General features: G+C 37.7%; 22 protein-coding genes and 1 pseudogene. 5 read left to right on the forward strand and 18 right to left on the reverse strand.

Annotated elements, in window-relative coordinates; genetic code table 11:
* Positions 1-31: 31 nt before the first annotated feature.
* From JFU24_RS00910 to JFU24_RS00930, 5 genes are all read right to left on the reverse strand, one after another.
* A complete protein-coding gene (locus JFU24_RS00910; RefSeq protein ID WP_201249291.1) occupies positions 32-1,045 on the reverse strand; it encodes an NAD(P)/FAD-dependent oxidoreductase in 1,014 nt (337 codons plus the stop codon).
* Positions 1,046-1,083: 38 nt separating this feature from the next.
* Positions 1,084-2,298 carry a Gfo/Idh/MocA family protein gene (locus JFU24_RS00915; RefSeq protein ID WP_201184142.1) on the reverse strand — a complete coding sequence of 405 codons (1,215 nt, stop codon included), beginning with the start codon at positions 2,296-2,298 and terminating at the stop codon, positions 1,084-1,086.
* A 25-nt stretch (positions 2,299-2,323) separates the two neighbouring features.
* Complete coding sequence (locus JFU24_RS00920) at positions 2,324-3,052, reverse strand: class II aldolase/adducin family protein (protein WP_201249292.1); 729 nt, start codon at positions 3,050-3,052, stop codon at positions 2,324-2,326.
* 16 nt (positions 3,053-3,068) lie between these two features.
* Complete coding sequence (locus JFU24_RS00925) at positions 3,069-3,269, reverse strand: hypothetical protein (protein WP_201184148.1); 201 nt, start codon at positions 3,267-3,269, stop codon at positions 3,069-3,071.
* A 62-nt stretch (positions 3,270-3,331) separates the two neighbouring features.
* Positions 3,332-4,588: an aromatic ring-hydroxylating dioxygenase subunit alpha gene (locus JFU24_RS00930; protein WP_201184151.1), complete on the reverse strand. Its 1,257-nt coding sequence runs from the start codon at positions 4,586-4,588 to the stop codon at positions 3,332-3,334.
* An 817-nt stretch (positions 4,589-5,405) separates the two neighbouring features.
* Here JFU24_RS00930 and JFU24_RS00935 point away from each other — a divergent pair.
* Positions 5,406-5,660, forward strand: coding sequence for a hypothetical protein (locus JFU24_RS00935; RefSeq protein ID WP_201249293.1), 255 nt, complete (start codon positions 5,406-5,408; stop codon positions 5,658-5,660).
* Positions 5,661-5,852: 192 nt separating this feature from the next.
* Here the strand turns inward: JFU24_RS00935 and JFU24_RS00940 are convergent, their stop codons facing one another.
* Both JFU24_RS00940 and JFU24_RS00945 read right to left on the reverse strand, forming a co-directional pair.
* Positions 5,853-6,629, reverse strand: a complete 777-nt coding sequence (locus JFU24_RS00940; protein WP_201184160.1) for an IclR family transcriptional regulator — start codon at positions 6,627-6,629, stop codon at positions 5,853-5,855.
* A 73-nt stretch (positions 6,630-6,702) separates the two neighbouring features.
* Positions 6,703-7,641 (reverse strand): DMT family transporter, encoded by a 939-nt coding sequence (locus JFU24_RS00945; protein WP_201184162.1) that lies wholly within the window; start codon positions 7,639-7,641, stop codon positions 6,703-6,705.
* A gap of 989 nt (positions 7,642-8,630) precedes the next feature.
* Here JFU24_RS00945 and JFU24_RS00950 point away from each other — a divergent pair.
* Complete coding sequence (locus JFU24_RS00950; protein WP_201184165.1) at positions 8,631-9,923, forward strand: SLC13 family permease; 1,293 nt, start codon at positions 8,631-8,633, stop codon at positions 9,921-9,923.
* Between the two features lie 444 nt (positions 9,924-10,367).
* Here the strand turns inward: JFU24_RS00950 and JFU24_RS00955 are convergent, their stop codons facing one another.
* The 8 genes from JFU24_RS00955 to JFU24_RS00990 form a co-directional block, all read right to left on the reverse strand.
* Entirely contained in the window at positions 10,368-11,039 is a 672-nt protein-coding gene (locus JFU24_RS00955; RefSeq protein ID WP_201249294.1) for a class II aldolase/adducin family protein, read from the reverse strand.
* Between the two features lie 24 nt (positions 11,040-11,063).
* Positions 11,064-12,008 (reverse strand): EamA family transporter, encoded by a 945-nt coding sequence (locus JFU24_RS00960; RefSeq protein ID WP_201184171.1) that lies wholly within the window; start codon positions 12,006-12,008, stop codon positions 11,064-11,066.
* A gap of 9 nt (positions 12,009-12,017) precedes the next feature.
* A complete protein-coding gene (locus JFU24_RS00965; protein ID WP_201184174.1) occupies positions 12,018-12,254 on the reverse strand; it encodes a hypothetical protein in 237 nt (78 codons plus the stop codon).
* A gap of 856 nt (positions 12,255-13,110) precedes the next feature.
* Positions 13,111-14,385, reverse strand: coding sequence for a Rieske 2Fe-2S domain-containing protein (locus JFU24_RS00970; protein ID WP_201184177.1), 1,275 nt, complete (start codon positions 14,383-14,385; stop codon positions 13,111-13,113).
* Between the two features lie 155 nt (positions 14,386-14,540).
* Entirely contained in the window at positions 14,541-15,347 is an 807-nt protein-coding gene (locus tag JFU24_RS00975; protein ID WP_201184179.1) for an ABC transporter permease, read from the reverse strand.
* The gene (locus tag JFU24_RS00980) at positions 15,347-16,162 is read right to left on the reverse strand and encodes an ABC transporter ATP-binding protein (RefSeq protein ID WP_201184181.1); all 816 of its coding nucleotides are present in this window, start codon (positions 16,160-16,162) and stop codon (positions 15,347-15,349) included. The genes JFU24_RS00975 and JFU24_RS00980 overlap by 1 nt, the downstream gene beginning before the upstream one ends.
* Positions 16,163-16,201: 39 nt before the next feature.
* On the reverse strand, positions 16,202-17,218 hold the full coding sequence (locus JFU24_RS00985; protein ID WP_201184184.1) for an ABC transporter substrate-binding protein: 1,017 nt from the start codon (positions 17,216-17,218) through the stop codon (positions 16,202-16,204).
* Positions 17,219-17,704: 486 nt separating this feature from the next.
* Entirely contained in the window at positions 17,705-18,472 is a 768-nt protein-coding gene (locus JFU24_RS00990; protein ID WP_201184188.1) for an IclR family transcriptional regulator, read from the reverse strand.
* A 517-nt stretch (positions 18,473-18,989) separates the two neighbouring features.
* Here JFU24_RS00990 and JFU24_RS31125 point away from each other — a divergent pair.
* A pseudogene (locus tag JFU24_RS31125) lies at positions 18,990-19,173 on the forward strand (4Fe-4S domain-containing protein).
* 266 nt (positions 19,174-19,439) lie between these two features.
* Here the strand turns inward: JFU24_RS31125 and JFU24_RS00995 are convergent.
* Both JFU24_RS00995 and JFU24_RS01000 read right to left on the reverse strand, forming a co-directional pair.
* The gene (locus JFU24_RS00995; protein ID WP_242485224.1) at positions 19,440-20,531 is read right to left on the reverse strand and encodes a zinc-dependent alcohol dehydrogenase; all 1,092 of its coding nucleotides are present in this window, start codon (positions 20,529-20,531) and stop codon (positions 19,440-19,442) included.
* Between the two features lie 19 nt (positions 20,532-20,550).
* A complete protein-coding gene (locus JFU24_RS01000) occupies positions 20,551-21,543 on the reverse strand; it encodes an ABC transporter substrate-binding protein (protein WP_201184191.1) in 993 nt (330 codons plus the stop codon).
* 384 nt (positions 21,544-21,927) lie between these two features.
* Between JFU24_RS01000 and JFU24_RS01005 the strand changes: the two genes are divergently transcribed.
* Entirely contained in the window at positions 21,928-22,119 is a 192-nt protein-coding gene (locus JFU24_RS01005; RefSeq protein WP_201249295.1) for a hypothetical protein, read from the forward strand.
* 1,197 nt (positions 22,120-23,316) lie between these two features.
* On the opposite strand, the gene JFU24_RS01010 is transcribed toward JFU24_RS01005, so the two are convergent.
* On the reverse strand, positions 23,317-24,243 hold the full coding sequence (locus tag JFU24_RS01010) for a LysR family transcriptional regulator (protein WP_201249296.1): 927 nt from the start codon (positions 24,241-24,243) through the stop codon (positions 23,317-23,319).
* A gap of 558 nt (positions 24,244-24,801) precedes the next feature.
* Here JFU24_RS01010 and JFU24_RS01015 point away from each other — a divergent pair.
* Positions 24,802-24,957, forward strand: a complete 156-nt coding sequence (locus JFU24_RS01015; protein ID WP_201249297.1) for a hypothetical protein — start codon at positions 24,802-24,804, stop codon at positions 24,955-24,957.
* Positions 24,958-25,663: the final 706 nt, after the last annotated feature.

The following is a 25,663-nucleotide window of genomic DNA, read 5'->3' on the forward strand; positions in this document are numbered from 1 at the left end:
ATTAAAGACCTCCATAAATCCAAATTAGCGTTTAAACTCGTACTTTATCTTTTTTGTTTTCCATTAAGCTCGTGCTATGCAGTGGCTGCACTTTAGCTGAAGGTTCTACATAAACTTTTGCATTGCTAACTGCAGTAGCTGCTTCACCAAATCCAGTCGCAATCAATTTTATTTTTCCCTCATACGTACAAATGTCTCCTGCAGCATAAATTCCTTCAATATTGGTTTCCATTTTCGAATTAACTAATATAGAATTGCTTTCAATTACGAGATCCCAATTTTTAATTGGTCCCAATGATGAAATAAATCCATAATTGACTAAAACATCCTCAACTTCGAGCTCTATCTCGCCATTCCCTTTAACTTCTTCAAGCACTACTTTTTCCACTGCGTTATCGCCAACTAGACGAATAGGAACATATGGGGTAACAATATCGACTTTCGATTCCTCAAGCATCGTTACACTATGCTCATGTGCACGGAACTTGTCACGTCGATGAACAAGTGTAACTTTTTCAGCAATCGATTCTAACATTAGCGCCCAATCAACAGCAGAGTCCCCTCCACCAAATACGACCACTCTTTTCCCAGCAAATCGGTTTAAATCATTTACAAAATAGTGAACATTCGAACTTTCCTGTTTTTCCCACGCTTTTATCGGTAACTTTCTTGCTTGAAAAGCCCCATTTCCAGCAGTAATAATAATAGCTTTTGAATAATGGGTTTCATTCTCTGTTTTGATCGTAAAGATTCCATCCTTTTTTTCAATCTGCAGAACAGATTGTCCAAGGCAAATGGTTGTATTATCTTTAAATAGACTCATTTGTTCAATTAAGTTATCCACTAATTCCTGAGCGCGCACTTTTGGAAATCCAGCTATATCGTAAATATACTTCTCGGGATATAAAGCAGAAAGCTGTCCTCCTAAGTGAGGCAAACTCTCGATGACTTTAACAGATGCTTGTCTCATCCCTGCATAAAAAGCTGTAAATAATCCGACCGGGCCTCCGCCAATAATGGTAATATCTAAAATCTTTTCTTCCATCTCATTTCACCTCTGCTCATTTTGAATCCCGTAAAAAATTACCTTTTATTCTCAACTGACTCTTTTTTAACCGGTACCTGATACTCCAAATACAACTCTTTTCTTTCTTTTGAGGATTGAATCGCTTTTATACATACCTCTAAGTTGGCTCTTGCCCACCGACCATCATGAATCGGCTTTACTCCTTTACATACAGCTTCATATAATTCATTTATAACGTTTATCCGTCCGGTCTCTTCCATAGGGATTTGAACCGTATATTTTTCTTCATCACCATAAACGATTAAACCTTCTGGACTTTGCCGGATATCACCCTTTTCACAGCTCACAATGGTTAAACCAAAAAAAGGATGGTGTTTTTCCGCCTCTTGATAATTTTTGGATCGACTTCCTCCATACCCTGCCGCCACTTTTAAGGCCACCTCATCTTCTAGAGAGTTTGTTTCTTTAATCGTCCTGCGAGCATGCGCATAAACCCCTATGTTTGAAAGAGGTCCGCCCTCCCCGATATCAAACGTTAACTCAGTCGTATGGAAATGATCGTAACCATTGTATACAGCCGTTGCTGCAATACCATTTTCGAACTCTAAAAAGACGGTATGGGTCCCTTCTGTCGGCCTTTCCTTATCCGAAATGGCTGTGACTGCCCTTATACTTCTTACCTCTCCACCACCTAAAAGCCGAATAATATCAAATTGATGAGACCCTTGACGATATGTCACACCCCCACCAAGCTCTGTCTTTAATTCTTCAGGTGTTCTAGGGCGGTAAATCCAATCGTTGTAATACCAATTGTGAATCATTAAGACTCTTCCAAGTTTCTCGCTGTCGATAATTTCCTTCATTTTTTGAATAGGCGGTTCAAAGCTGTGAGAATGACCTACAATAAGGTGAACACCATTTTTTTCAGCAAGCTCAATCATTCTCTCAGCATCTTCTAAAGAAGTAGCTAAGGGTTTTTCTACAATAATATGTTTTTTTGCCTCTGCGGCAATGCGGACATGTTCCGTGTGCAGCTCTGTCGGCGTGGCAATGTAGACAGCATCTATATCTGGATTCGTACACAATTCATTTATTGTATAATAGGTTTCTGCGTGATAATCTTTTGCAAACTTATCAAGACGTTCTTGATTCCTCGTGGCTACTGCAGCTAAGTTCACATGGGGATGTGCCAGGATTGCCGGTATCATCGATGCTCCCGCAATCCCTAAACCAACAATTCCAATATTTATACTTTGTTTTTTAAAAGGCATATGTCTCCTCCTTTTCTTTATTTATTTATTTTTCTTGCTCTTTTAATTTTTTTACATAATATTGCCAGACCCATTTAGCATTAAACTTTGTCCCCAAATCAGGTAATTCCGCAATATCTTCTTCGGAAATAGATGGGACTTCTCTTCCTGTTTTCCCTACTTCCAATGTCACTTTTGCCAGTGTGTTAAAATTCAACGCATTAATCGTTGCTTCTTCAACCGTTGCGCCCGTAGCTGTAATACCATGCCCTTTCATTAAACAAATATCTTTGTTTCCCATTGTTTCAATCATAGGGGCTGCCAGTTCTGGTCGTGTTACTAAATAAGATCTAGGGAAAACAGGAACACCTTCCAGGGCCATTCGCATTGCTGGTATGTTAAATGCACCAAAAATTGGCCGGAATTCCAGGTCGGTAATACCACAAATTAAAGTCGCTGGCGGATGGGCATGAATAACACAGCCAACTTCAGAACGCGATTTCATAATTTCACCATGTATAGAAAGTTCTTTCGGGACATGATACTCGCCCTGCAAATCATCTCCATGACCATCAAAATCCACTTGCCTAATTGTTTCAAACGTCGTATATCTAAGCCCTTTTTCCGATTCACCACGGCAGCGTATAAACATTTCATCAGTTCCCGGAATACGGGCGCTTACGTGACCTAATGTTTCATCCACTAATCCTTCCATGGCTAAAATTCTACAAGATAGAGCTACTTTTTCTCTAAGCTCTTCCAATGAGTCATTCATCCTACCACCCCTTCTTTTATGATGTAACTAATTCTGGGCCGGTTACACGTGTTACCTCGATAATTTCGCCTCTCCATGAACACTCTCCACACCAGCAAAAGTAAGCTGTATCTTCAGAGATCCAATATTCATTCAGAAGACTGCCAGCTTTTAATAATGACTCCCCGCAATTCGGACAGTATTTCAATTTTATGTTGCACTTTGTCTTCTCCGCCATTTAAAAAACCTCCTAAAGGGACAATCAGCCCCTCCCTCTTAATAGAAGGGCTGTTATATAAATTAACTATTAGAAGAAATCGGTTCACCTTTACAGATTTCAATAATCTCATGTAGGTTTGGCGCATAGCGTGTATTCCAATGAATAGCTACCCCTGACAATAACCCACCCTCACTAAATTTGTCTTCTTCCTGCGGCAATTCAATGTACTGATTTTGTTGTGTATCCCGAATTGTACACTTTGGATCTTCCCCATTTTTCATCTTCTTCAACTCTCGTTTCAGCATTTGGCGATACATAATAATCCCTTTATCAGATGTTCCAAGTCGTTCCACAGTTCGATCAGCGACAGGACCTTGCGTAATCCACGCCATCATATCCTGTCCATCGATGTAGTCCGTTACAAATTTCCCGTTTTCATCATAAATTGGACATTCATAGGATGATATAGGATAGTTTTCAGGTACTTTGACACCTTCAGCTGGAACAAAACATGTATACCAAAAATGTAATGTATGTGTATCATCTATTGGTACCCGGATTTGGAAAGAGTGTGCTCCACTATCTCCGACTCTCAAGTAATTTGGAAAAACAATGGGGTGGCCGACTGCCCAATCTTCATTTTCTTCTGTTTGCCCTTCTAAAACTCGACGTTTAATAATTCCATAATCAAATTCATCAAATCCAATTTTCAGGTGTCGCTTTGTTATAGGCCATTCATTCTGCGGGCGACCTTGTTGCTCAAATACATGCTCAAAATAATGTCCATGTAACCACTCTAAATGTGTTGGGTCAAGTGAATTTTCCATAATTTGCACCCAATTACATGGTATCTCTGCATATCCAACGGTTCGAATAACATTTTCCTGAACAAATAAATCCCAATTTGGCAATTCAGGAGCAGGTTTAGGACCCATGTAACCAAATACTAAACCGCCTAACTCTCTTACTTCATAACCTGAGATCTTGATTCGTTTTTTAAATGTGCTATCTTCTGGCTCATTCGGCTGTTCGACACATTGTCCTGTTTGATCGTATAACCAGCCATGGTATTGACAGCGTAATCCACACTCATCCGGTATGGCATACTCAAGTGATACCCCACGGTGAGCACAACGATCAGCTACTAAACCAAGATTATTAGATTTATCACGGTATAAAACAAGTTCTTCATCAAGAATTTTTAATTTCTTAATGGTACCGATTTTTTCCACATCTGTACTAATAGCAATGGGGTGCCAATATCTTCTTAAAAGCTCCCCCATCGACTTTCCAGCTCCAACTTGAATCAAGTCTTCGTTTTGTTCTTTGCTTAACATTGTCATCTCTCCTTTAATAGAAAATAAGTTTATTGAAAATTTTTTATGATAACTAATTACTAATTAACCAACTGTATGCGTTTCCAGTTTTTTTAATTTTAACAATTATCAGATATTAACCCCTGATGAATCACCTCTGTTTTAGTTTTTGTAGTTCCCATTCTAAGGATTAAGTGTTTTCTATACAACTACCATGTTCTGCTATAAGCAACACTTCATTTTTTTTTTCTTATCAGTATAAGTTGAAACTATTTTTATCCCTTCTTATAAAATAAGGTAATAGGAACCTATCGTTGCACTTGAATCAGGCGGACATATGCTAAAATCAAATGAAAATCTGCACCAAAACGAAAATTCCAAGCGGAAATTTATTTTTATAGAAAAAGTCATCACTGGCGAGAGTCGCCGTCGCCATTATTCGGCTGACTGCACTTTTTTATTGATTCCAGTAATTTTGTCCAATAATGGCTGGATACGGAACAGAGATGTGGAAAAATGAACGATGAAAAACATCTTTCATTTGTTAAGAAGACCCTTCGAAGTTTTTCTATCAGCTTCATTACCTTTTTTATCAGGTTCTTCAGGTTATTTGAGAAAATATACGAGATTGTACGAATGCTACATTTAGTTTCTTTTAAAGGTTAATTAATAAATACAAACTATACAACAGCGTTGTTCTTTTATGTGCAGCAAAAAATAAATATGTGGTTGGCACTGTAGCAGAGGGCGGAAAAGAAGACGTGGATCTTGCTCAAGCACGGCAAACACTGAACGGTCCGTGGAAAAAAAATGACGTTAGCAGAGCGTTCAAAATTTTTTGCGCCCATGCCTTACAGAAGGTAATGAAACGGCTACAGTGTTAATTCTGCAAGAAGCAGATGATTCAAGGACGATGTTGTCAATCTTGTTGACGGATTTTTGGTCCAAATTCAGCGGACGTTATCTCGCGATACTGCTAAGTGTATTTGATCATCAAAAAAAAACTACTATAGGTGTAGCAGGACAGTTATCTGGAAGCTGGAACACTGTATTACGTTTCAATAAACAACAACAAGTAAAACAAATTAGATAACAGAAAATCAAAAAAGCATTACCACCCTTATTAGGGGATAGTAATGCTTTTTATTTTCTATTGGTTTTGTTCAAATCTCCTCGATGCTCCGCCTCTAGCGCACCTTTAAAAAAGAGTAACCACCTAAAAATTGGTCTTCTCTCCTAACTTTAATTATAACGTATTCTCTTTTAAGTAATATCTATAATATACCTAATATTTCCAACAACCCAAATTCTCGGATATATCTTTCGCTGCCTTTATTACTTTATTTACTAGTGCCGGGTTCTGTGGATTCATACGATGTTCGGGACCTGTAACAGAAACTGAGTAAACCACTTTTCCGGTATAGTCACGTATAGGTGCCGCTACAGATACTACACCATCAAGAAGTTCCTCCGAACTTGTTGCGAATCCCTGTTTTTTGACGAGGTTTAAACAATCACGTAACTGTTCAGGATTAGTAATGGTATTATTCTGATATCCATACAATCCATTATCTATTAAATTAAGAATAACATCTTCCGCCCGATGAGCTATTAGAACTTTCCCGGAACTGGTAGCATGAACCGGATTTCTTTTTCCAATATGAGTTAAAATTTGCACAGGTTGCTTACAATCAACTTTATATAGATAAACCACATCCGTTCCTTCTAAGACAGCGATATGTGCAGTTTCTTTGACTTCATTTACAAGTTCTCTCAAAATAGGCTCAGAGTCTCGATTAATTTCGATATTGTTTGTCACGATGGTATTCAGATTTAAGATAGATAAGCCTAAGCGATACTTGTTTGTTTCAGGATTTTTTACAACAAAGCCTTCACTTGCTAGAGTAGATAATAAGCGACTGACAGTACTTTTTCCTAAATTTAGCGAAAGTGCTAGGTCTGTTACTTTTTTTTCCGGCTCATCTATTGTGAAACTCCGCATAATTAGCAGTGCATTCTTCACAGAAGAAAGTAAATAGTTTTTATTTAATTCGTTACCCATGATACCCCTCCCTCCCCTTATTTTTTAAGAACGATTTAGCTTCATCATATCATACACAGAATAGTCTGTATTTTTATAAGACAATAAAAACTAAACCACTTAAAACTAAGCCTATGCCTATTAAAGTCTGATAAGTAATACCCTCTTGATTTTTAAATAGGAAATAGCTCACTGGAGTTACCAAAATTGGTGTTGAGAGCGTAATAAGATTAGCTACAGAAATGGGTATATATCGCATCGATGCAATTACAGAAATTTGAGCAGATATGGTAATAATTCCGCTGATAACATAGAGCCAAACACCGGTGATATCAGCCTCTTTAAATTGTCGCCAAAAGTTACGTTTACTTTTACTCGTAGCTACATGCAACACAAATCCAAGTAATGCACCCAGTGCTCCCCCTAAAATAGGTTGATCCCAGTTTAAAATGGCAGCTCCCCTTATAACATTACCAATGGCATAGGCTAATGAACTAAGTAAAGCCACAAGGATTCCTGATTGTACTAATCCCTTGAAGGACAACTCAGGGAACGGTTGAAAGTTTATCACTTTTCTTTTTTTAACTATTTCATTTTTTGATCGTTGCGGGATATAAGATACTAGTAATAAGCCAAACAGTATTAATAGGATAGAAGATAGGTCCCTTGAACTTAATTGCTCCTTCAAAAAAAGCCAGGCAATGATTGTTGTAAATATTGGATTTGTCACTTGGAAAGCACTTGCGCGTGTTGGTCCCAATTTAGCTATCGTTTCAAAGAAAAACCATCTACCCAAATATGTACCAAAGAATCCTGCTATCAAAAAAAGAAAAAAACCTTTTGTATGCCAAGCTAGATCACCTGCATCAAAAAAGATAATTTGAATAAAAAAAAGAAAAAAAGCAAATAACACATTAACCGCTACCGATATCAGAAACCCGAGATTTAAATTCAGTCGGGCAATCGCCAACTTTGTAAGTATGATATTCGCTGAAAACAATATCATGGACAGCAGAGCGAGCATTTCTCCCATCTTTCATCCCCCTTTCTTCTATTATATATTGCTCTTTTCTGAATTCATTTGACCTAAAAATTTGTACGTTTTGGGTGCATACTCTTTTTTCTATACGGATGAAAGACAACGTGAATATCATGCAAAGGGCTGATATCTACTAAGCAAACTACTGTTGATTGCTAATGTATTATTCACCACCAATAATAAATAAGTTATAGCTATCCACCCGTAATTGCTAAAATAAATAATAATTTTATATTCTTACGTACTACTGTTGCTTCCCTTTTTAATAAAGAGAATACGATTGGCAAGTTAATGTGTATATCTTTTAATTTTCTATACCTGGTTATGGGGTGGAAATGGGTCGCAGAAAAATATTTAGCAGGTTCCATCCCTCCTATTAATATCTTGTCTCATGTAAAGCGCTTACACGAAGTATAAAATTCTTCTACAAATATCAAACAAAATATATACATATTTGAATAATTTTCTACTATTCAAAATTCATGATAAGGGAAACTTGTTCACGATACAACTACCTCGTTCTTCTATAAGCAACAAATATATTTATTATTTTTCTTACCTCCCACACCAACATATAAATAATCTTATTACTTCTAGTAGAGCAATAATTTTTATTCGATTTTAACATTATAAAATACTGGTTTATACTAAAAAAAAGATGCAACAAGAATTTGTGAAGCTTATTTATAAAAAATATCGCGATCAAACTAATAATTTCAAAAATTTATAATTATATCATTTGTTGCATATATCAGAATACTAGTGTTGTATGAAAGACAAATATCAATTAACTTATAAATAATCCTAGTTATGAAAGAAATTCCTAGTCTTTGAAATCTATATTCAAATAATACAGGAGGTGTTAGTCAACATCTTTGCATCACTCACGGGAGAGTGTACAATCAATAAATGTAAGCGCTATTATACTGAATGCTTAAATTGTAGTATTCTTCTTTTCACATTTTTTATTTGGAGGAGATTTAATGAGTATTGAAATAATTGCAATCGGTGTACTTCTAATTATATTTGTTTTGGGCGCTTGCTTACCGATTAATATAGGTGTTTGGGGCTTTTTGGCTGTTTTTATAGTCGGTTCCCTAGTAAGTGAACTTAGCATGGATGAAATTTATGGCGCATTTCCAGTAGAACTGTTTATCATTATTGTAGGGATCACATTTTTGTTCACGATAATCCAAAAAAGTGGGGTCGTAGATCTAATCGCTGAATACGGTCTCCGCTCAGTCAATGGCAATCTTGGTCTGGTACCTTGGCTAATGTTCCTGTTGGCATTGGTACTTGCAGGCGTTGGTACGTATGGAATTGCGGTTGTTTCTCTTCTTGCTCCAATCGCATTAAAAATAGCACACAAAAATAAAATCAGTCCGTTAATGATGGGTATAATGATTATTATGGGGATGCAAGCAGGTTCCTTCTCACCACTAAATGTCTTTGGAGTTATTATAAACGGCGGTATGCAATCTAGGGATCTTGAATATTCCCCAGCATTGCTATTAATTAATTGCTTAATATATTTCGGACTCGTCGCAATGATTGTATACCTCATGTTTGGCGGCCATCGTTACTTTAGTAATAGACCGGCTACTCTAGGTATTACAGGATTCCCAGTAGAGGCCATCAAACCAGATGGCAATCCGGCAATAGGGCGTGAAGGCGGATTAGATTTATATAAAGCAGCCTGTCTTGCGGCGATTGTCGTCTTAGGTATCTTAACTCTTAAGTTTGATATAAATATTGGTTTTGCGGCGATTATAGTCGGATCAGCATTAGCATTGTTAGCCCCAAGAAAACAAGAAGGCGTATTGAAAGAAATGCCATGGGGTGTTATTTTCCTCGTAACGGGGATCGTGACATACGTAAATGTGATGGAAACAGTAGGTGTAATGACCTATGTGACCGGGCTTATATCCGGGATGGATAACCCACTCTTAGCATCTCTGGCGGTTTCATACGTTGGTGGATTTGTGTCTGCCTTTGCCTCGACAACTGGTTTCTTAGCATCTATTATCCCAATTGCAACACCACTTTTGCAGGATCCAGATATTTCATCTATCAATATTATTTCATCGATTGCTGCATCCTCCAGCATTGTTGACTTAAGTCCTCTTTCATCTGCTGGAGCACTTTTACTGGCTAATGTACAGGGAATGAAAGAAAGAGTATTCTTCAGACAACTCTTGATTACTACTGGTATCTTCATCACACTCGGCCCCGGACTCGCATGGCTGCTTTTTGTAGTAATTGGCGGTATGTTTTGATAGATAAAAAACAATAATTTAGTAGAAAAAACGATAACTATATGTACACCACAAGAAAACCTCATCGGCATCTAGCCGGTGAGGTTTTTTTGTTATTTAAAGTAGATTTACTAGTCAAAACTATGAAAAAAGAGAAAAAAATAAATAAATAATCCCTATCTATTCAAGAGGGATTTTGAGTATTATTGAAGCTTATTGCATGTCAGGCGATTGATTTACAGTGGATGTTCTTCCGGGATATGCGTAGGCAAATTTTATAAATATACCTTCACTATACTCAATTTCTAGTAATTCAATACCTTTGGTAAAATCTCTTTGGATTTGAGTAAATGTTTGATAGCAATACTGCTAAGTTCCTTTTTCTGTTATACCAGCCTACTATTTCACCATTTCTGTTTTAGAAAAAAATTATCCTCCAGCCATGTGGATCTATATAGATTATCATTATAGCTTGCTGTAATGATAATCCCATATTTTTTTAATGTTATTCGGCTGCCAAATCACATTTTTTGTTAGTTGTATATCTTCGTCCTCGAGGGAATGTGCGTACCCCAATTGACTTGCCATGTACTGACGATAAGCATTCTCTTCTAAAAATACACTGCGCACGAACGTTTCTACTATTGTTGTACCAGTAATGACCGCTCCGTGGGACTTCAATAGTATAATGTGATGCCCTGCCAATTTTTCAGCCAGATCATTCGCAATTTCTTGTTCGCTGATTGACTGTGATTTGGGGAATACCGAAATATCTCCTAATACTGCACCTTGTATAACGACCGGCCGCAATGGGATCTTAGCGATTGTAAACATTGTGGACCACCGGGGATGAGTATGAGCAATGGCTTGAATATCTTTTCTTCGCTTGTAAATTTGCGTATGAAGCGGAAATTCATTTGGTGGTCTCCCATCCCCTTCAATGACATTTCCCTGCAAATCAATCATTATTACATCGTCAGCAGTTAATGTGCTTCTACTCGCTCCAGCGGAGTTTATCAAAATAAAGTCAGTTTCAGGAACACGGGTACTCATATGACCGTTAAAGTCGATATGGTTTGCTTGTTCCATCATACGGATTGATATGGCCAGCTGTTCCTTTAAGGTTTGATTTTGCATACTACTCACCCACCACAGTTTTCTTTAACCTAAGGCTATTAACCCCGCTCCCACCATTGCCGTAATCGAAGCGTAGATGACCGTTTTTGTAATCCCCTCATGAGTTTTAAAAACCAAGGAAGACAAAAATAACGTGAAGATCACGTCTGTTGAAGCTATAACAGCTACTTGAGAAACTCCGCTTTGTGATAATGCGGCGAAATATAAGATTTGACCCATTGATGTAGCGATTCCTGCGCCAAACAACCATGGCTGAAAACTTGAGAAAGTGGACTGAATGGACTGTCTGTATCGTTTCTGAAATAAGGAAAGGATTAAAAAGACCAGAATGCCAACAAGTGCGCCAACCATTGTCCCCACATACGGATCAGGCATTTCGTCTAATCCTTCTTTTCTCACCACGTACCCAATCGCATAAGCGAAAGCAGAAATGACTCCATAAACATAACTGAAACTAGCAATCGTTTTCAATCGGATGAACCAGCCGTCACCAGCTTTCGCCTGTTTGGAAGCGTGTACATTCTTATTATTCTTTTTTGCAACGATGAACGATTCATACATGAGCACGACAGAGCTTCCGAAAATAAAAATGATGCCTAGTATACTCCAAGTGTTTAAAGATTCATGAAGAAAGAATATGCCGATTAAAACGGCAAACAAAGGGTTTAAACGCTTAATGGCGGAAGCTCTGACAGAACCTAAATGCTGAATGGATTTAAATAAAAGAATTCGCCCGATAAATGCCGTCAGTATCCCAGCTATGACAAACCACCCAATGCCTTCAGCAGTAAAAATAACCCATCCTTTTACCATTCCTCTTCCAAGAGCTATGACCCCCGCAAGAAAAAAGGTGATTAAAATAGATAAAAACGTTCCGTTATCGATTGAATTTGGTTTAGTCCCTTTCTTTACCATTACATTTGCACATCCAAATGAAAATGCAGCCAAAAACGCAAATGATTCTCCCATGATACCTTTCTACCACACTTGAATAATACTGGCTAACTCTACCGCATCCCACAGGGTTTTCACATCAAACCCATCACGTTCAGCGTCAGCCCATACATCATCAACAGGCCTCAATCCAATAACCACCGGAATTTGATGCTCCCGCAGCAACTGTGCATATTCCTTTCCTTCATTGCTGTAGCCTAAAATTGCGATTGTTTTTCCATATAAATACTCTGGAATGTGTAATTGATCTGTTTGATACATATTAAATGACCTCCTATTATATTTGTTTTTCTGTAATACTTAGTAGGGTTATTTTATATTGAAAAGTAATCTAGCAGTGAAAGCGGTTCTTATATACGGAACAATTTCTATTTTTTCATATCAAAAATAAAAAACCATTGCATCTCCACTTACGCAATGGTTTTTGCTAAGACTATTTCACGCTAAACCATTATTATTCAGCATGAAATCTTTCGTCTTCCAACAGATCTAACTCGACATTTTTCAAATACGTCTCCATTCCCACAGTTCATCTCACTTAAAAAATTGTAGACCTAACCCGTCAGCTACTAAGTCATTCGGTGTAACTGCTGCCTGGCCTTGCGTGCCTGCAGCCGATCTGCATTATCTCCTACAAGATGATTCTTACGTCTTTATTCCTAATCCTTGCTTCTGCACCCAATATTCAATTCGGAATATTGTATCCGTTTTGAGTGACTACATCAATCGCAATCTTTCCCTTAAATTACTGAGCTTTTTTTATCTTCACAATATAAATTGAAATCATAGAATAATTGTAAAGTTCCAATGATCTTACATTAGCCTCTTAAGCCACACCTGTATTAAACGACTTAGGGATGAGATAAAATGGAAGTCTTTCGTTTGTAATCCTCTTCGTTCAATAACCCTCTTTGTACATACCTGAATTTAACATTCAAATTATTTTCCTGATAGATAGTACCCCTTATTTGCTTCCAATAAAAAGGCGGAGTCGTTCAGGAGGTAATCCTACGATTCCGTCTCCTCATAAGAAGAAATTCCTGCCTCCATTTCTAAAGGAAGAAATTTCTTATATTGTAAGAATTGCCAATCTAACCTTTACAACTTATCATTCTTTTTAATATTTCGCGTACATATCTTCTTTTAGACCTTCTCGCCAGTCCACCCCTTTTGGGAGGAATTGGTCACAAGCTCGTGCATGGCGATATGATACTGGATCAACACCTTTTGGTTGTCGCCCCGCTTCTATATCTCTGGTGGCCTCCAGTAACATTTGCCGGGCAGCTATAATCGCCAAGTCAGCTGTTCCTAAACGCTCCTTTGTACGGTCCGGAAATGGCTTTTCCATCGTTTCTTGAAGTGCATAATCCTGCGTGTTAATGCCTGCAATCCCTGTAAACGTTTTGGTGCGCTGAAGTTCCCGGTCGATCAAGAAGTCATTGGATGGATTTCGTAATAAGCGGTAGCCATCCAACATATCATCCGGTCCCCGCCCAAAAAGAATTTCTTGTTGCTGGGAAAACTCAGGATCTAATGGGATTGTTGGCTCACTCGTGTATTTAAAGTTCCATACCCACACGCTTTCATCGTCAATCGGCACCCATATATGACCTCTAATCGTTGGGTAATCTTCACGACTTCCATCATGCCATTTCATCATTTGCCCGCGCATTTGCTGGGCAGGCATGATAAATTGATAGGCACGAATGTAATTTCCGTCTTCTTTTAAATCTCGGATTCCCACATACTTGAATCCGTAATCCGTTTTATCCATTTCCAGCTTTGGATTGGTTGCACGGCTTCTCATTGAGCTTTTGTCTTGAATATTATTGTTGTGGGCAAATGATGAATGAGAGGTATCAATTCCTCCTTCAAGTCCTTGAAGCCAGTTGCAGCCCTCGTAAGTTTTGGATACCTGAAAATGAGTCAAAGGTGCACGCAACCATTCGTAATCCGGCGTTTCCGGATGTTTTTCTTTTGGCCCCATATACGTCCAGACAATACCTGATTTCTCCCATGTCGGGTAGGCCGACAATTGAACTTTATGCTTAAATCTGCTTTCCTCCGGCTCATTTGGCATATCTACGCATTTTCCGTCCTTATCAAATTTCCATCCGTGGTAAACACATCTAAGTCCGCACTCCTCGTTACGCCCCCAAAACAAATGGGCCCGTCGGTGAGGACAGTATGCATCTAAAATGGCTACTTTTCCATCTGAATCACGGAAAGCCACAAGCTCTTCACCCAGCAATTTTACTTTTACAGGCGGACAGTCTTTTTCTGGGACTTCTTCTGTTAACAACGCCGGAATCCAGTATCGCCTGAAAACCTCTCCCATTGGTGTTCCTGAACCCGTTTGACAAAGCTTTTCATTATCTTCTTTCTTTAACATAACTCCCACCCCTTCTTTCATTTCTAAACAGTTATTTGCATAACTTTATTATAAAACGCCAGTTTAACTGTCTACATAAACGGTTCTTTTATGTGGAACATTATGAAAGGTTTTTTTAATAAAAAAGAGACAGTGCTCTGCACTGCCTCAACAACTTAACGATCCCGCCAAGGTGCCAATTTCTTTTCAAAGATCTTTAATAATTCCGTCAATAAAACAGATAGTATCATCAGAACAACCACATAAGCTAAATATTCAGCCGTTTGGAAAAGCTCAGAAGCATGTCTAATTGCATAACCAATCCCGATATTTCCAGCCAGCATCTCAGCAACGACAACAGCAATTAAGGCTCGGCCTATTCCTAATCGAATACCAGTTATAATAAATGGAATCGCAGAAGGGAAAATAACTTCTTTAAACATTTGACGCTCGCTCGCTCCATAGGAACGGGCAGCTTTTATTAATGATACATCGGTCATTTTGACGCCCGCCATCGTATTAATCAAGATAGGGAATATGGATAAAGCAAACACCATCATTACTTTTGATAACGTTTCCAAACCAAACCATAGTACAAACAATGGTGTTAATGCGATCATCGGTGTTGTGTAAAGGGCTGTGACATATGGATCAAAGGCTAATTCTAGTTTTTTCCAGTAACCCATCATTAAACCGATTGGAATGCCGATCAACGACATCGCAAATCCAAATCCAACTTCCATTCCGCTAACCGCCAGATGTTTAAATATCTCTCCAGTAGAGAAAAAATCCTTAGCTTCAACGAAAATTTTGCTTGGCCAGCTAAACATAAATGGGTCAATCAAGTTCAAACGCCCACACAGCTCCCAAACAAATAATAGGATGGCCAATATTCCGACAGGGTAAGAAACACTTTGAGGAATTTTTTTTGTCTTTTTCAGAGAAGATGAAGGAACATTGATCGTTGCATCTACCCTTTCCATTACGCTTCCCCCTTCCGGTATTGTCGTCTAACTTCTCCTTTAAGGTGGTCCCAAATAATCTTCTTGTATTCTTGGTATTCAGGTAATGATTTTGTTTCCAATGTTCTCGGATATGGTATATCAATCTTTACTTCTTCCACAATTTTCCCCGGCCTGACTGACATTAAGAAAATGCGGCTAGATAAAAAGACAGCTTCATCAATTGAGTGAGTAATAAAAATCACAGTCTTCTTTTCATGAAGCATGATCTTTAAAACTTCTTCCTGCATAATCTCTCTTGTTTGTTCATCTATCGCTGAAAATGGTTCATCCATTAGCAATACTTTTGGTTCTACTGCAAAACCACGGGCAATTCCAACCCTCTGCTTCATCCCGCCTGAAAGCTGATGCGGATATTTTTGTTCAAATCCATCCAGACCGACAAGCTTAATATAGTGCATAACCTGGTCACGGGTTTCATGACCTTTCTTCCCGGCTAACCTTAATCCGAATGCGACATTTTGATAAACAGTTTGCCATGGCATTAAGGCGAAATCTTGAAAGACCATCGCCCGGTCACCGTCCGGACCATGCACTGGAGAACCGTTCACAAATATCGTTCCTGATGTTGGTTTGAGCAAGCCATCCAGCGTATGAAGCAAAGTACTTTTCCCACAGCCACTAGGACCGATGATTGAAATAAACTCACCCTCATGGATTTCTCCAGAAACATCTTTCAATGCATGAACTTGATTTGGCTCCCCTTCGTTATAAATGACGCTCAGGGATTGAAATTGCAGAATGGGTGTTTTGGTTTTGACTATTATATTCTTCATGAAAAAATCACCTCGATCATCTAAAATGTTATTCAAGAATTACTTGGGAGAAGCGTCATAAATTAATTGATCCGTTGATATATCTTCTTTTAACATGCCGGTTTCCTTTGTTGTGTCGATGGCCCATTGAACACCCTCACGGTTGATTTTTGCTTTATCTGCTAATGCAGGGAGTACAAAATCAAACGATTTTTCTGCATCTTGTTTTTCCATTTGAAGTTCATCTATTATCAGCTGAACCATTTCTTCACGATTATCGGGGTTTTTCGCGTACTCCGTTCCTTCTCCTATTGCTTCAACAAACGCTTTTGCCACTTCTGGTTGCTTTTTCAAGAAATCCCCATTCGCCATCAGCATATTATGATTATACGTTTTCAATTCATCACGCATCACAGCCAACTTTTTCATTCCTGAAGTTTCCGCTTTTAAATCCGTTGGCTGACTTAAAATTGTTAGTTTCGCCTGACCCGTTATTAATGATTGAAGGCGTGTTGAATTTTCTCCTGCTTCAATAATGCGAACATCTTTGTCAGGATCCAAGCCATTTTTTTTAAGCCACCAGCGTAGTTGAATATCCGTTCCATTTCCTGTTCGGTTTGTTGCGACTACTTCACCTCGTAAATCCTCAGGGCTGTTAATATCTTGTGTAGTGTATATACTGTACATCGACTGATCATCCAGCGTTCCAATCATTTTAACGTCAGCACCTTGCGCAACGCCGGTAATCACTGATTCAGGCAAACTTGAGATGACTTGAAAATCATTCGTCTGCAAGCCGCGAATCGCTGTCACCCCGCCCTGTACTTTTGTAAATTCAACTTTCAAATTGCGATCCTGAAAAAATCCTTTTTTATCAGCCACAAATAACGGAAGATAACTGGCATTTGAAGAAGGAAGACCCATTTGGATCGTTGCTCCTTTGTTCTCGACGGAAACTCCTTTTGCTTCGTTTTGAGATTCAGCATTGTTGGGATTGTTGCACCCGCTTAAAACTGTAACAACCAGAAGAAAAAAAGCCACTAGACTCATACACGCTCTATTTGAAAATCTATTCATAACATAATTCCCCTCTCTGTACCTATGGATGACAGATTCAATTGAACAAGTAAACGGTTACAGTTTTTTGTTATCTAATCATTGCAACATTCAATTTTAAAATCCCTTCAATTAAACTGGAAAATCGTATTGGTAAAATTTACTTTATCACAAATCGTTGAAATGTGAACAACTGCATTCTTTTATACGCAACACCAAGAAAAAATGAATATTTCAATTGAATAACTAGGTGTATACGGGTGCTTCAAAATCTTTCTAAACGCCTAATATCATCATTACACACTCCTTTTTGGTATTTTCAAATTTATATATTGATTTTCTCACAAACGTTTTCAACAACAATAATCTCGTTCTTATATACAGAACAGATTTTTATGTTTTTTTCCATTCTTCACATGGATCTAACGAAATTATCAAAAATAAAAATGAGTGGCATCAGCCACCCATTAGGAAATGAGCATACACTTTTTTGACGGTAAAATGTTCTTAATAACCCATCCCTAACCTTTCTGTGATCAAACGGCTGCAAGTTCCCATTTCTTTTACGTATTGCTCAACTTGGTCAGGTTCAAAATAATATTTCGGCCCTGTTACACTGATGGATGCAATCATTTTTCCAAAATCATTGTAGACCGGTACCGCAACAGAAGAAATACCTTCTCGCAGCTCTTCTCTTGTTATGGCATATCCTTTATGTTTGCTTTCAATAATATCTTGTTTTAATTGTATGGGAGAGGTGATGGTTTTGCTTGTATGCACACTTAAATCCCTCTTTAATACACTATCAACCTCTTGTTCGTTTTGATAGGCTAATAACATTTTTCCTATCGCCGTGCAATGACTTGGAGCCCTATCTCCAATTTTTGAAATTGTTCCATTATCCTCGCTGTGTACACGCTTACATATATAGACAACGCCGCCATTATCGTATACCGCAAGCCTGACGACTTTTCGCAGTGAAATCGAAAGCTTATCCAAAATCGGGAGTGCAATTCTTCTAAGTTCCATCGAATGATAAACCGTGAATCCAAGTTCAAAAGCCGCAATACCTAGATAGTATTTTTGTGTCTCTTTATTTTGAGCAACCAATTTAGATTCGTTTAACGTGTTCATCAATCGATAGACTGTGCTTTTCGCCAATCCGAGGCGTACACTCAACTCGCTTATGCCCAACTCAGGTTCTAATAATGAAAATGTTTGTAAAATACGAATAGCATTATGAACGGAAGATAGCCGTTCTGTTTTTACTGACATAAAAACCCCTCCAAAATCGGAATATAGTTGCTCTGAAAAAAATATATTATAATTAAGAACAATTCAAATTTAACAGAAATTCCCTAAGGGCACAACAGACCTCAAAACTAGTTCCTTTTAATATATTTGATTATTCAAATTATTTATCAGTAAGTAATAGATAGGGGAACATTTTGTACGGGGATTCTTCAATAGCTAATAGAAGGATGTGTGGTAGGAGAGAAGTTAACTCCAATATGGTAACGATTAATATGGAAGGCATTTAAGCCGTGGGAGACATTTGCACGTATGAAGGAAAAATAAAATTGATTACGACTGGATTTGGCGAAGCAGCGCGGCTCCTGCAGTAAGCATGCAAAAGAAGTTTATAACTGAACTATCAGCTAAAGTGCGAACACATAATAGCACAAGCTTAATGGAAAACCAAAAAGACAAAGTACAAGTTTTAAAAGAAGTTATTACAGATTTAAGGAGATCTTTAATCTGACAAAGTTCACAGGGTGATCAAGACACCTGTATCGTTTTTGTTGCATGCGGAGCGGCTGCACCGGATTTTTTCTTTTACTGTGTTTGAGGGCATCGCTTATATGATTTTGGATGAAAATGATGGTACAGCGGAAGTATCGAAGAATTTTACTTGATGACTTGGACGAAGCTTTTGAAGGATGCCAACAGAGTCGATTAGAATAGCAGATTCATAGTTTACGGAAGACATGAAAATCAGTTAACGAAGAAAACGGCCAGTGCCCAGTTCATCCAGAACAGGTCGATTTTTTTTGTACATTTTAAGTTGTTTTTTTCGTTAGTTCATCTTCTTTTTCACTAGAGGGAAGAGGAAAATCGCTGAAACCCCTGCCAACCTGCCCACTGCCCCAAAGAATAAGGGAAGTCGATTAAAAACACCCTTATTAACTTAGTTTTACTAAGTTAATAAGGGTGTTTTTTCACTATGATTCTCTAATCTTTATTAAGACCAAGGGGATACGGTAACCAAAAGCGGAGATGGTTCACCTTCTCCTCCTGCCGTTTTCAATGCCTCATCAACTTGATGCAATCCATAATTATGCGAGTGCATCTTATTTAGCGGAAACGTTTGGGATGCGATAAACTCTGTCGCCATTTTTACCGATTGGTAACTGTGCCCCCGGACGCCTTTTACAGTGAGCGTTTTTTGTATAATTAAATCCGTATTAAAGTTTGGAATTTCCTGATATTTATAAGCTCCCAAAATAACCATGCCGCCTTTATTTACTATCTCTAAAGAAGACGTTATGGGAGTCATTCCGCCGGAAGTCACATCTAAAACGATATCCGCCATTTTGCCATTCGTAATTTCATGTATACGGGTTTGGAGATCTTCAGTCTGAATATTGATAATATAATCGACACCCAGTTCTTTTGCCAATTCTAAGCGACGCAGACTTGTCGTTCGGCCAGTGACAATGACTTCTGCTCCGGCTGCTTTGGCTGCCAGAGCACATGCTAAGCCCTGCTGCCCAGGACCCTGTATTACGATAACTTTACCTGGCTGTGCTTTTCCTTCGATGATCATCCATTCAAAACCATTTGCTAACGGAAGCGTTAAAGCCGCTTCCTCCGCAGGGACATGATCAGCCATTCGATGCACGACCGAATTGGGATGGAGGTACATATATTGGCTAAATCCTCCCCATAAAGAAGGCTTCAACGAGTCCGGCGTTGCACCATAGCGGATTCCGCCTGCACGTGGATCAGTAAATAAACAGGCACGGTATTTCCCCGTCCGGCAATGTTCACATTGCCCGCAAGGAATGTACTCTTCAAGAGCGACTCGATCTCCCTCTTTCACTCCCCACTTCTTAGCCGCATTTTCACCAATTTTTTCAACATGACCTACAATATGGTGACCTAAAATTCTAGGCTCTTGGCTTTTCCGGTAATACGAAACATCCGTCCCGCAGACGCCAACAATTTCCACCCGCAAAATGCCTTCTTCAGGAGATAACTCGGGCATTTCAAACACCTGCAGCTCCGTTTTACTTTCACCAACTGCGACTGCTGACAAAACTTTTTGGCCCAATTCAACCCCTCCTCTTGTTTTAAAGTGTGTATGCTTCCAACGTTGATTGGGCAAACAATTCCTCCACGTTTAAACGATTTTTAATCATTCCTTGCTCATACGAATACGTTACAGCCGCCTCCAATGTTTTTCGATTATTCTCCAGCCCATACGGCCAGAAATCTTCTCCCATTAATTGACGGGTATTTTCCCATTCCGAAACAAACCATGGCAAAGTGACCTTTAAGGCCGCCGTTTGGTTAAAACCGTCATATACTTTTTGCTTGGCTTCAACAAAAGCCTGATAAAGATTGGCTGCGACCCATGGATGCTCTTCCAAAATTTCATCTTTAATTGCAACGACATGCATGATCGGAAAAATGCCTGTTCGTTCGTAGTAATCTTTTTCGACAGATCCATAGTCTGGAAACAATCGCTGTACATGAGGCGAACCATTTAAAAAACAAGAAGGTGCCCTTGGAGCGATCAGTGCATCGATCTCTCCAGATTCAAGCATTTGATTTAAGGTTTGTTCGTCATTTATTGGTTGTATGTTAATATCTGGTGGCAACATGAGTTTGATTTTTTCAACACGCCCCGGCGCTTCCTGTCCTCCTGTATACCATTTCATTTCAGATGGATGCACACCATAATCATGATGTAAAATACCGCGAATCCAAAGGCAGGCCGTCAGCTGGTATTCAGGAATTCCAACATGTTTCCCACTTAAATCGGCTGCTTCTTCAATACCAGAATGCTTATTAATATAAATACCGGAATGGCGAAAAAAACGAGACATAAATACAGGGATAGCGGTGAAGTTAGGATAACCTCGGTCTTTTGCAATTAAATAAGAGGATAGCGATAATTCGGATATATCAAATTCCTGGTGACGCATCATTCTCCAAAACGTTTCTTCAACCGGCATATTCAGCCAGTTTAAATCAATACCTTTTGCCTGGACAGTTCCATTAGTTAACGGTTGAATTCGGTCATAATCCCAACACGCAAAACTTAAATTTAATTTCGACATATATTTCATCCTTTCTCTTCCCTGTTTATAGCATTATTATGACCCGGATTTTTTCTAATCGAAACAATGAATTCTTCTATGCGGCACAGTTTTGATTTTTTTTAAGAGAATATCTATTTTGTCTTCCTCTACTTTGTGCTAACTAAGCATTTTTCAGCAAGAAATCCATATCCTGGATGAATAGCATCAACAGATGACATTGAGAGATTTAGTTTCGATAGTCATAAATACATATAATCTGCTAATCTAGTAACCTGTAATTGGGCCGGCCTTGCTAGACTGACAAATATAGGCTTTTGGCACTTGCGATTGTATCTGTATCTTTAAATGAACCTGCTCAGGCAGCTAAGGAGCTTAGTTATCGACTCTGGTATCAACAAAATAATGCTCATAGATGAAGAATTCACACCCTTTTGGGAAGAAGCAAACGCACAAAATGTAATTCTATTCATTCACCCGCTATTTTCCGAAGACCCACGCCTAAAACGGGGAATGCTGCCAAACTTAATTGGTGTACCATGGGAAACAACCGTCTGTGCTGCTGATATCTTGTTAAGCAACCTGCTTGATATGTAGATGTAAAAATCCTGATCGGACATGGTGGCGGATTTCTGCCTTATCAAATTGGCCGCCTCACCAAAGGGTATAAAAGATGGACACAAGTTTCCTCTGCCCTGAGTGCTCCGCCAACTGAATATCGAAAAAATTTTGGTATGACAATGTACTATGGAACGAGACAAACCAAGCTTATCTACCGAAACGTCGGAGCAAAATGAATCCTGCCCTGCTCTTACTTCCCTTTTAATCTATGTACCTGTCCACCAGCTAATTACCATGAAAACACTGTAAACAGTTTGATCAACTTAGAAAATGCACATAAATAATAATAAAAAGGCGCCATCCCTTTTTATTTGGTGGATGACGCCTTTTTTCATGGAAATATTTATAATTTAATGGTACATATGATAATTATTCACTTACACTTTTAAAGCAATCTATATTAAGTAGGACATATCGTCTTTGTGTAATAGAATAATAGAAGTCCACACTTTCGAAGAACCCTCAAGAACTTTAAAATATCTATAACTGATTTTCTTTTTCGACATATAGTTTAATGAATTCCTAATCTCTGAGGACGTTTTGAAGCATCTGCGCTATTTCTGCTAGAAACCTAACAGACTCTTTAATGGACTCTTTTGTCGGATGAAATTTTGATTGCAATGACCTGTTGTTTCAAAATATAATTACCGCTTGATTGGGTACAGGTTTAAAGAAAACGACGGAGATGCACAAACCCAAAAGAGTCTACGTGTTCTCTCGGGAAATCGACATAAGGTTAGATCCAATGAATAGTAATTTACTGTTCTGGCTTTTATTATCTACTTTCATATCGCTTTTTTTCTAAGTATTGGAAACAACGATAGAATCCAAGGAAATTTACAAGGTACTTGAATAAGTGATAAAAGTGTCACAATAGATATTGAAGAATAAGTTTTTCTTTTAAGAAGTTTTCACTCAGAACCAAACATGAGCCTCCCAGCCCATCCGGCTCTCATTATCAAGCCCAGGCAATCGCTTCGTTTCTCCTTCGCAACCCAACCCAATATATTTGGCACACCATATGTCACTATTTCCACATTGGATTTGTTTTTTGAACAGTCTCCTCAATATAAGTCCGATAGGGATATAGTCAAAAATTGAATATTAATAGTACTAATGAAACACTTTATTTAAAATTGTGTTTTTTTTCAGACAATTGCATTTGTTTTCGTTTTAACTTAAGAAATCAGATTTCGTAAAGGTTTTTATAGTCTGCGAAAAAATTCCTTTAGAGGTTTGTATAATTGCTTTTTTAATATTTTGAGGTAATTCAGAATGTAAGAATAAGTATATTGGGGTTGGTGGGAGAGATTTACTAAGAGGAACTTTATAAAGTTTTCCATTCTTTATTTCTTCTTTTACAATAATCTCTTGTAAAAAGGCAACTCCCAATCCTTTACGAACCATCATTTTTAACCATCCCACATTATTAATTTCTACTTCTTTATAATCTTTCAAACGATTTTTCTCTAGAAATTCACCTATGATCTTAGTGGTAACAAACTCACGATTGTACACAATAATACGTTCGTTCTCCAAATCTGACGGTACAATTTTATCTAGCTTTGTAAGAGAATGGTCAGGTGCACAAACAAGAATATTTTGTTCATTAGCTATCTTAATTACCGAAAGATCTGGATGGTTCTCTTTCGTATGATGGTAAGCAAATCCAATATCAATTTTACCAGCGCTAATATCTTCAGCGAGTTGCTCCGTCGATCTAATTTCTATTGGAAATTCTAAGCTAGGAAAGCAGTCATATAAAATTTTCAATATTTCTGGCATTATTTCTACACCCATATGATCTGTACAAGATATTTTAATTTTTTGATGATGTAGAGGTTCCTCTTTAACGATATTTTGTGATTTCTCAATGAGGTGAAGGACCTCATGAAAATAGGGATAAACCTTTTTACCGGAATGGGTCAATGTTGTTTTCTTGCCATTTACTCTTTCAAATAACGTACTATTGAGCTCCTTCTCAAGTTGTTGTATACGAACACTGATAGTAGGTTGACTAATATATAGAGCATCTGCTGCAGCTGAAAAACTACCTTTTTCTACTACCATTAGGAATGCTTCAATGTTCTTTAATTCCATAGTTGTTTTTTCTCTCCTTATTTGCTAATAACACTAACCTATTAATAATCTTAATACATAACACACAAAACTACTAATTTAAATTTTCTTTAAATTGAGAATAATGAAAAAAGTAGGTTAAAGGTACTGAAAAATAAATGTTAGAGTTAATAAAGGTTTAAATTGTGTGAGAAAGGCATGGTGAAAAATATAAAAAATAGGAGGATAAGTATGATAAAAAATTTTTACTTAGTGGTATTTGTAAGCGTTATCCATTTGTCTTCCTGTAGTCAAAATACAGGACAAGCACAAAATGAAGATTCAGAAGAACATTTTGTTTAACCTATTAGCAGAAGTTTCTAGGTGTAGCTATAATTATTATATTTCTCTTAACTTTCCCGAAATCGTCTTGGGGCACCCTCGTTTATTTTCTTGATTCTAGAAGCCAATAGTTATATCCTTGTATACCAGTTCTTACTATTTTCTGTGTTGTCACTGGCTTGTTTAAAAGTAATAAGGGTAAACTAATAGGTAAGACCTTCCCTTCTTTTATGAAATATATATAAGGAAATCGCTCTTATGTTAGAAGGTAAATACCTCCAAACACCTACAAAAGGATCAATTTTCATGTTTATCGATTATTATAAGGACCAACTATTTCTACCATCGGATTTAGAAGAGTTGGTTCCAGAAAATCATATTCTTCATGGAAAACCGATGGTAGAGATGGAGTGATGATTATTTGTATCCTTTCAACACTAGTCAAGAGGATTGTCACTCACATAATATTTCTACTAAGATACCTTTAGTGAATGACCCTCCCTACTGTTTGGCTACGTCCCTTCACACGCTTGAGAAAGGGACCTTCTTTCGAAGAATCGTTAAAATATTATTGTAAAGAGAGAATTTCCTTGTCTAATAAACAACTAATTTCTAATACTTCTGAAAAAAGATATTCCTTAAATTTCAGCAATATAATACATTTTTACTCTAGTTATGGATACTATTAGTCAATTCCAGATCCTTATTCAACATCATATAAAATCTCCCCTTACATTTTATAAATTAATTTACTAATTAGAACGTGCGAAATTAAATTCCATTCATACCAGAGACTATAAAATTTAACATAATAGAACTATATAACCATATAAATCAGCCACTTAACCATTTCCCATGCCTGTATAGATTCCTCAGTTCCATTAAATAAACTAGAATATTGAGAAGTAGTGTTCTCGTAAAAAAATCAAATAACACATCTAAACGGACGTAACCTAATAAATGCGTCCATTTTCCTTTTATTTGTAATTGAACATTTTATAGTAATCTTTCATGATAAAAACGGTTCTGCCGCGAAACTACTGTCAGATTTATATGATTCTACAGGTCCAAGTTTGATAGTTTTTATTGCATCGGAACCGACCAGGCAAATCCTGTTTCA

Origin of the sequence: Peribacillus sp. TH27 (assembly GCF_016650915.1) — a bacterium.
Classification (GTDB): Bacteria; Bacillota; Bacilli; order Bacillales; family DSM-1321; genus Peribacillus; species Peribacillus butanolivorans.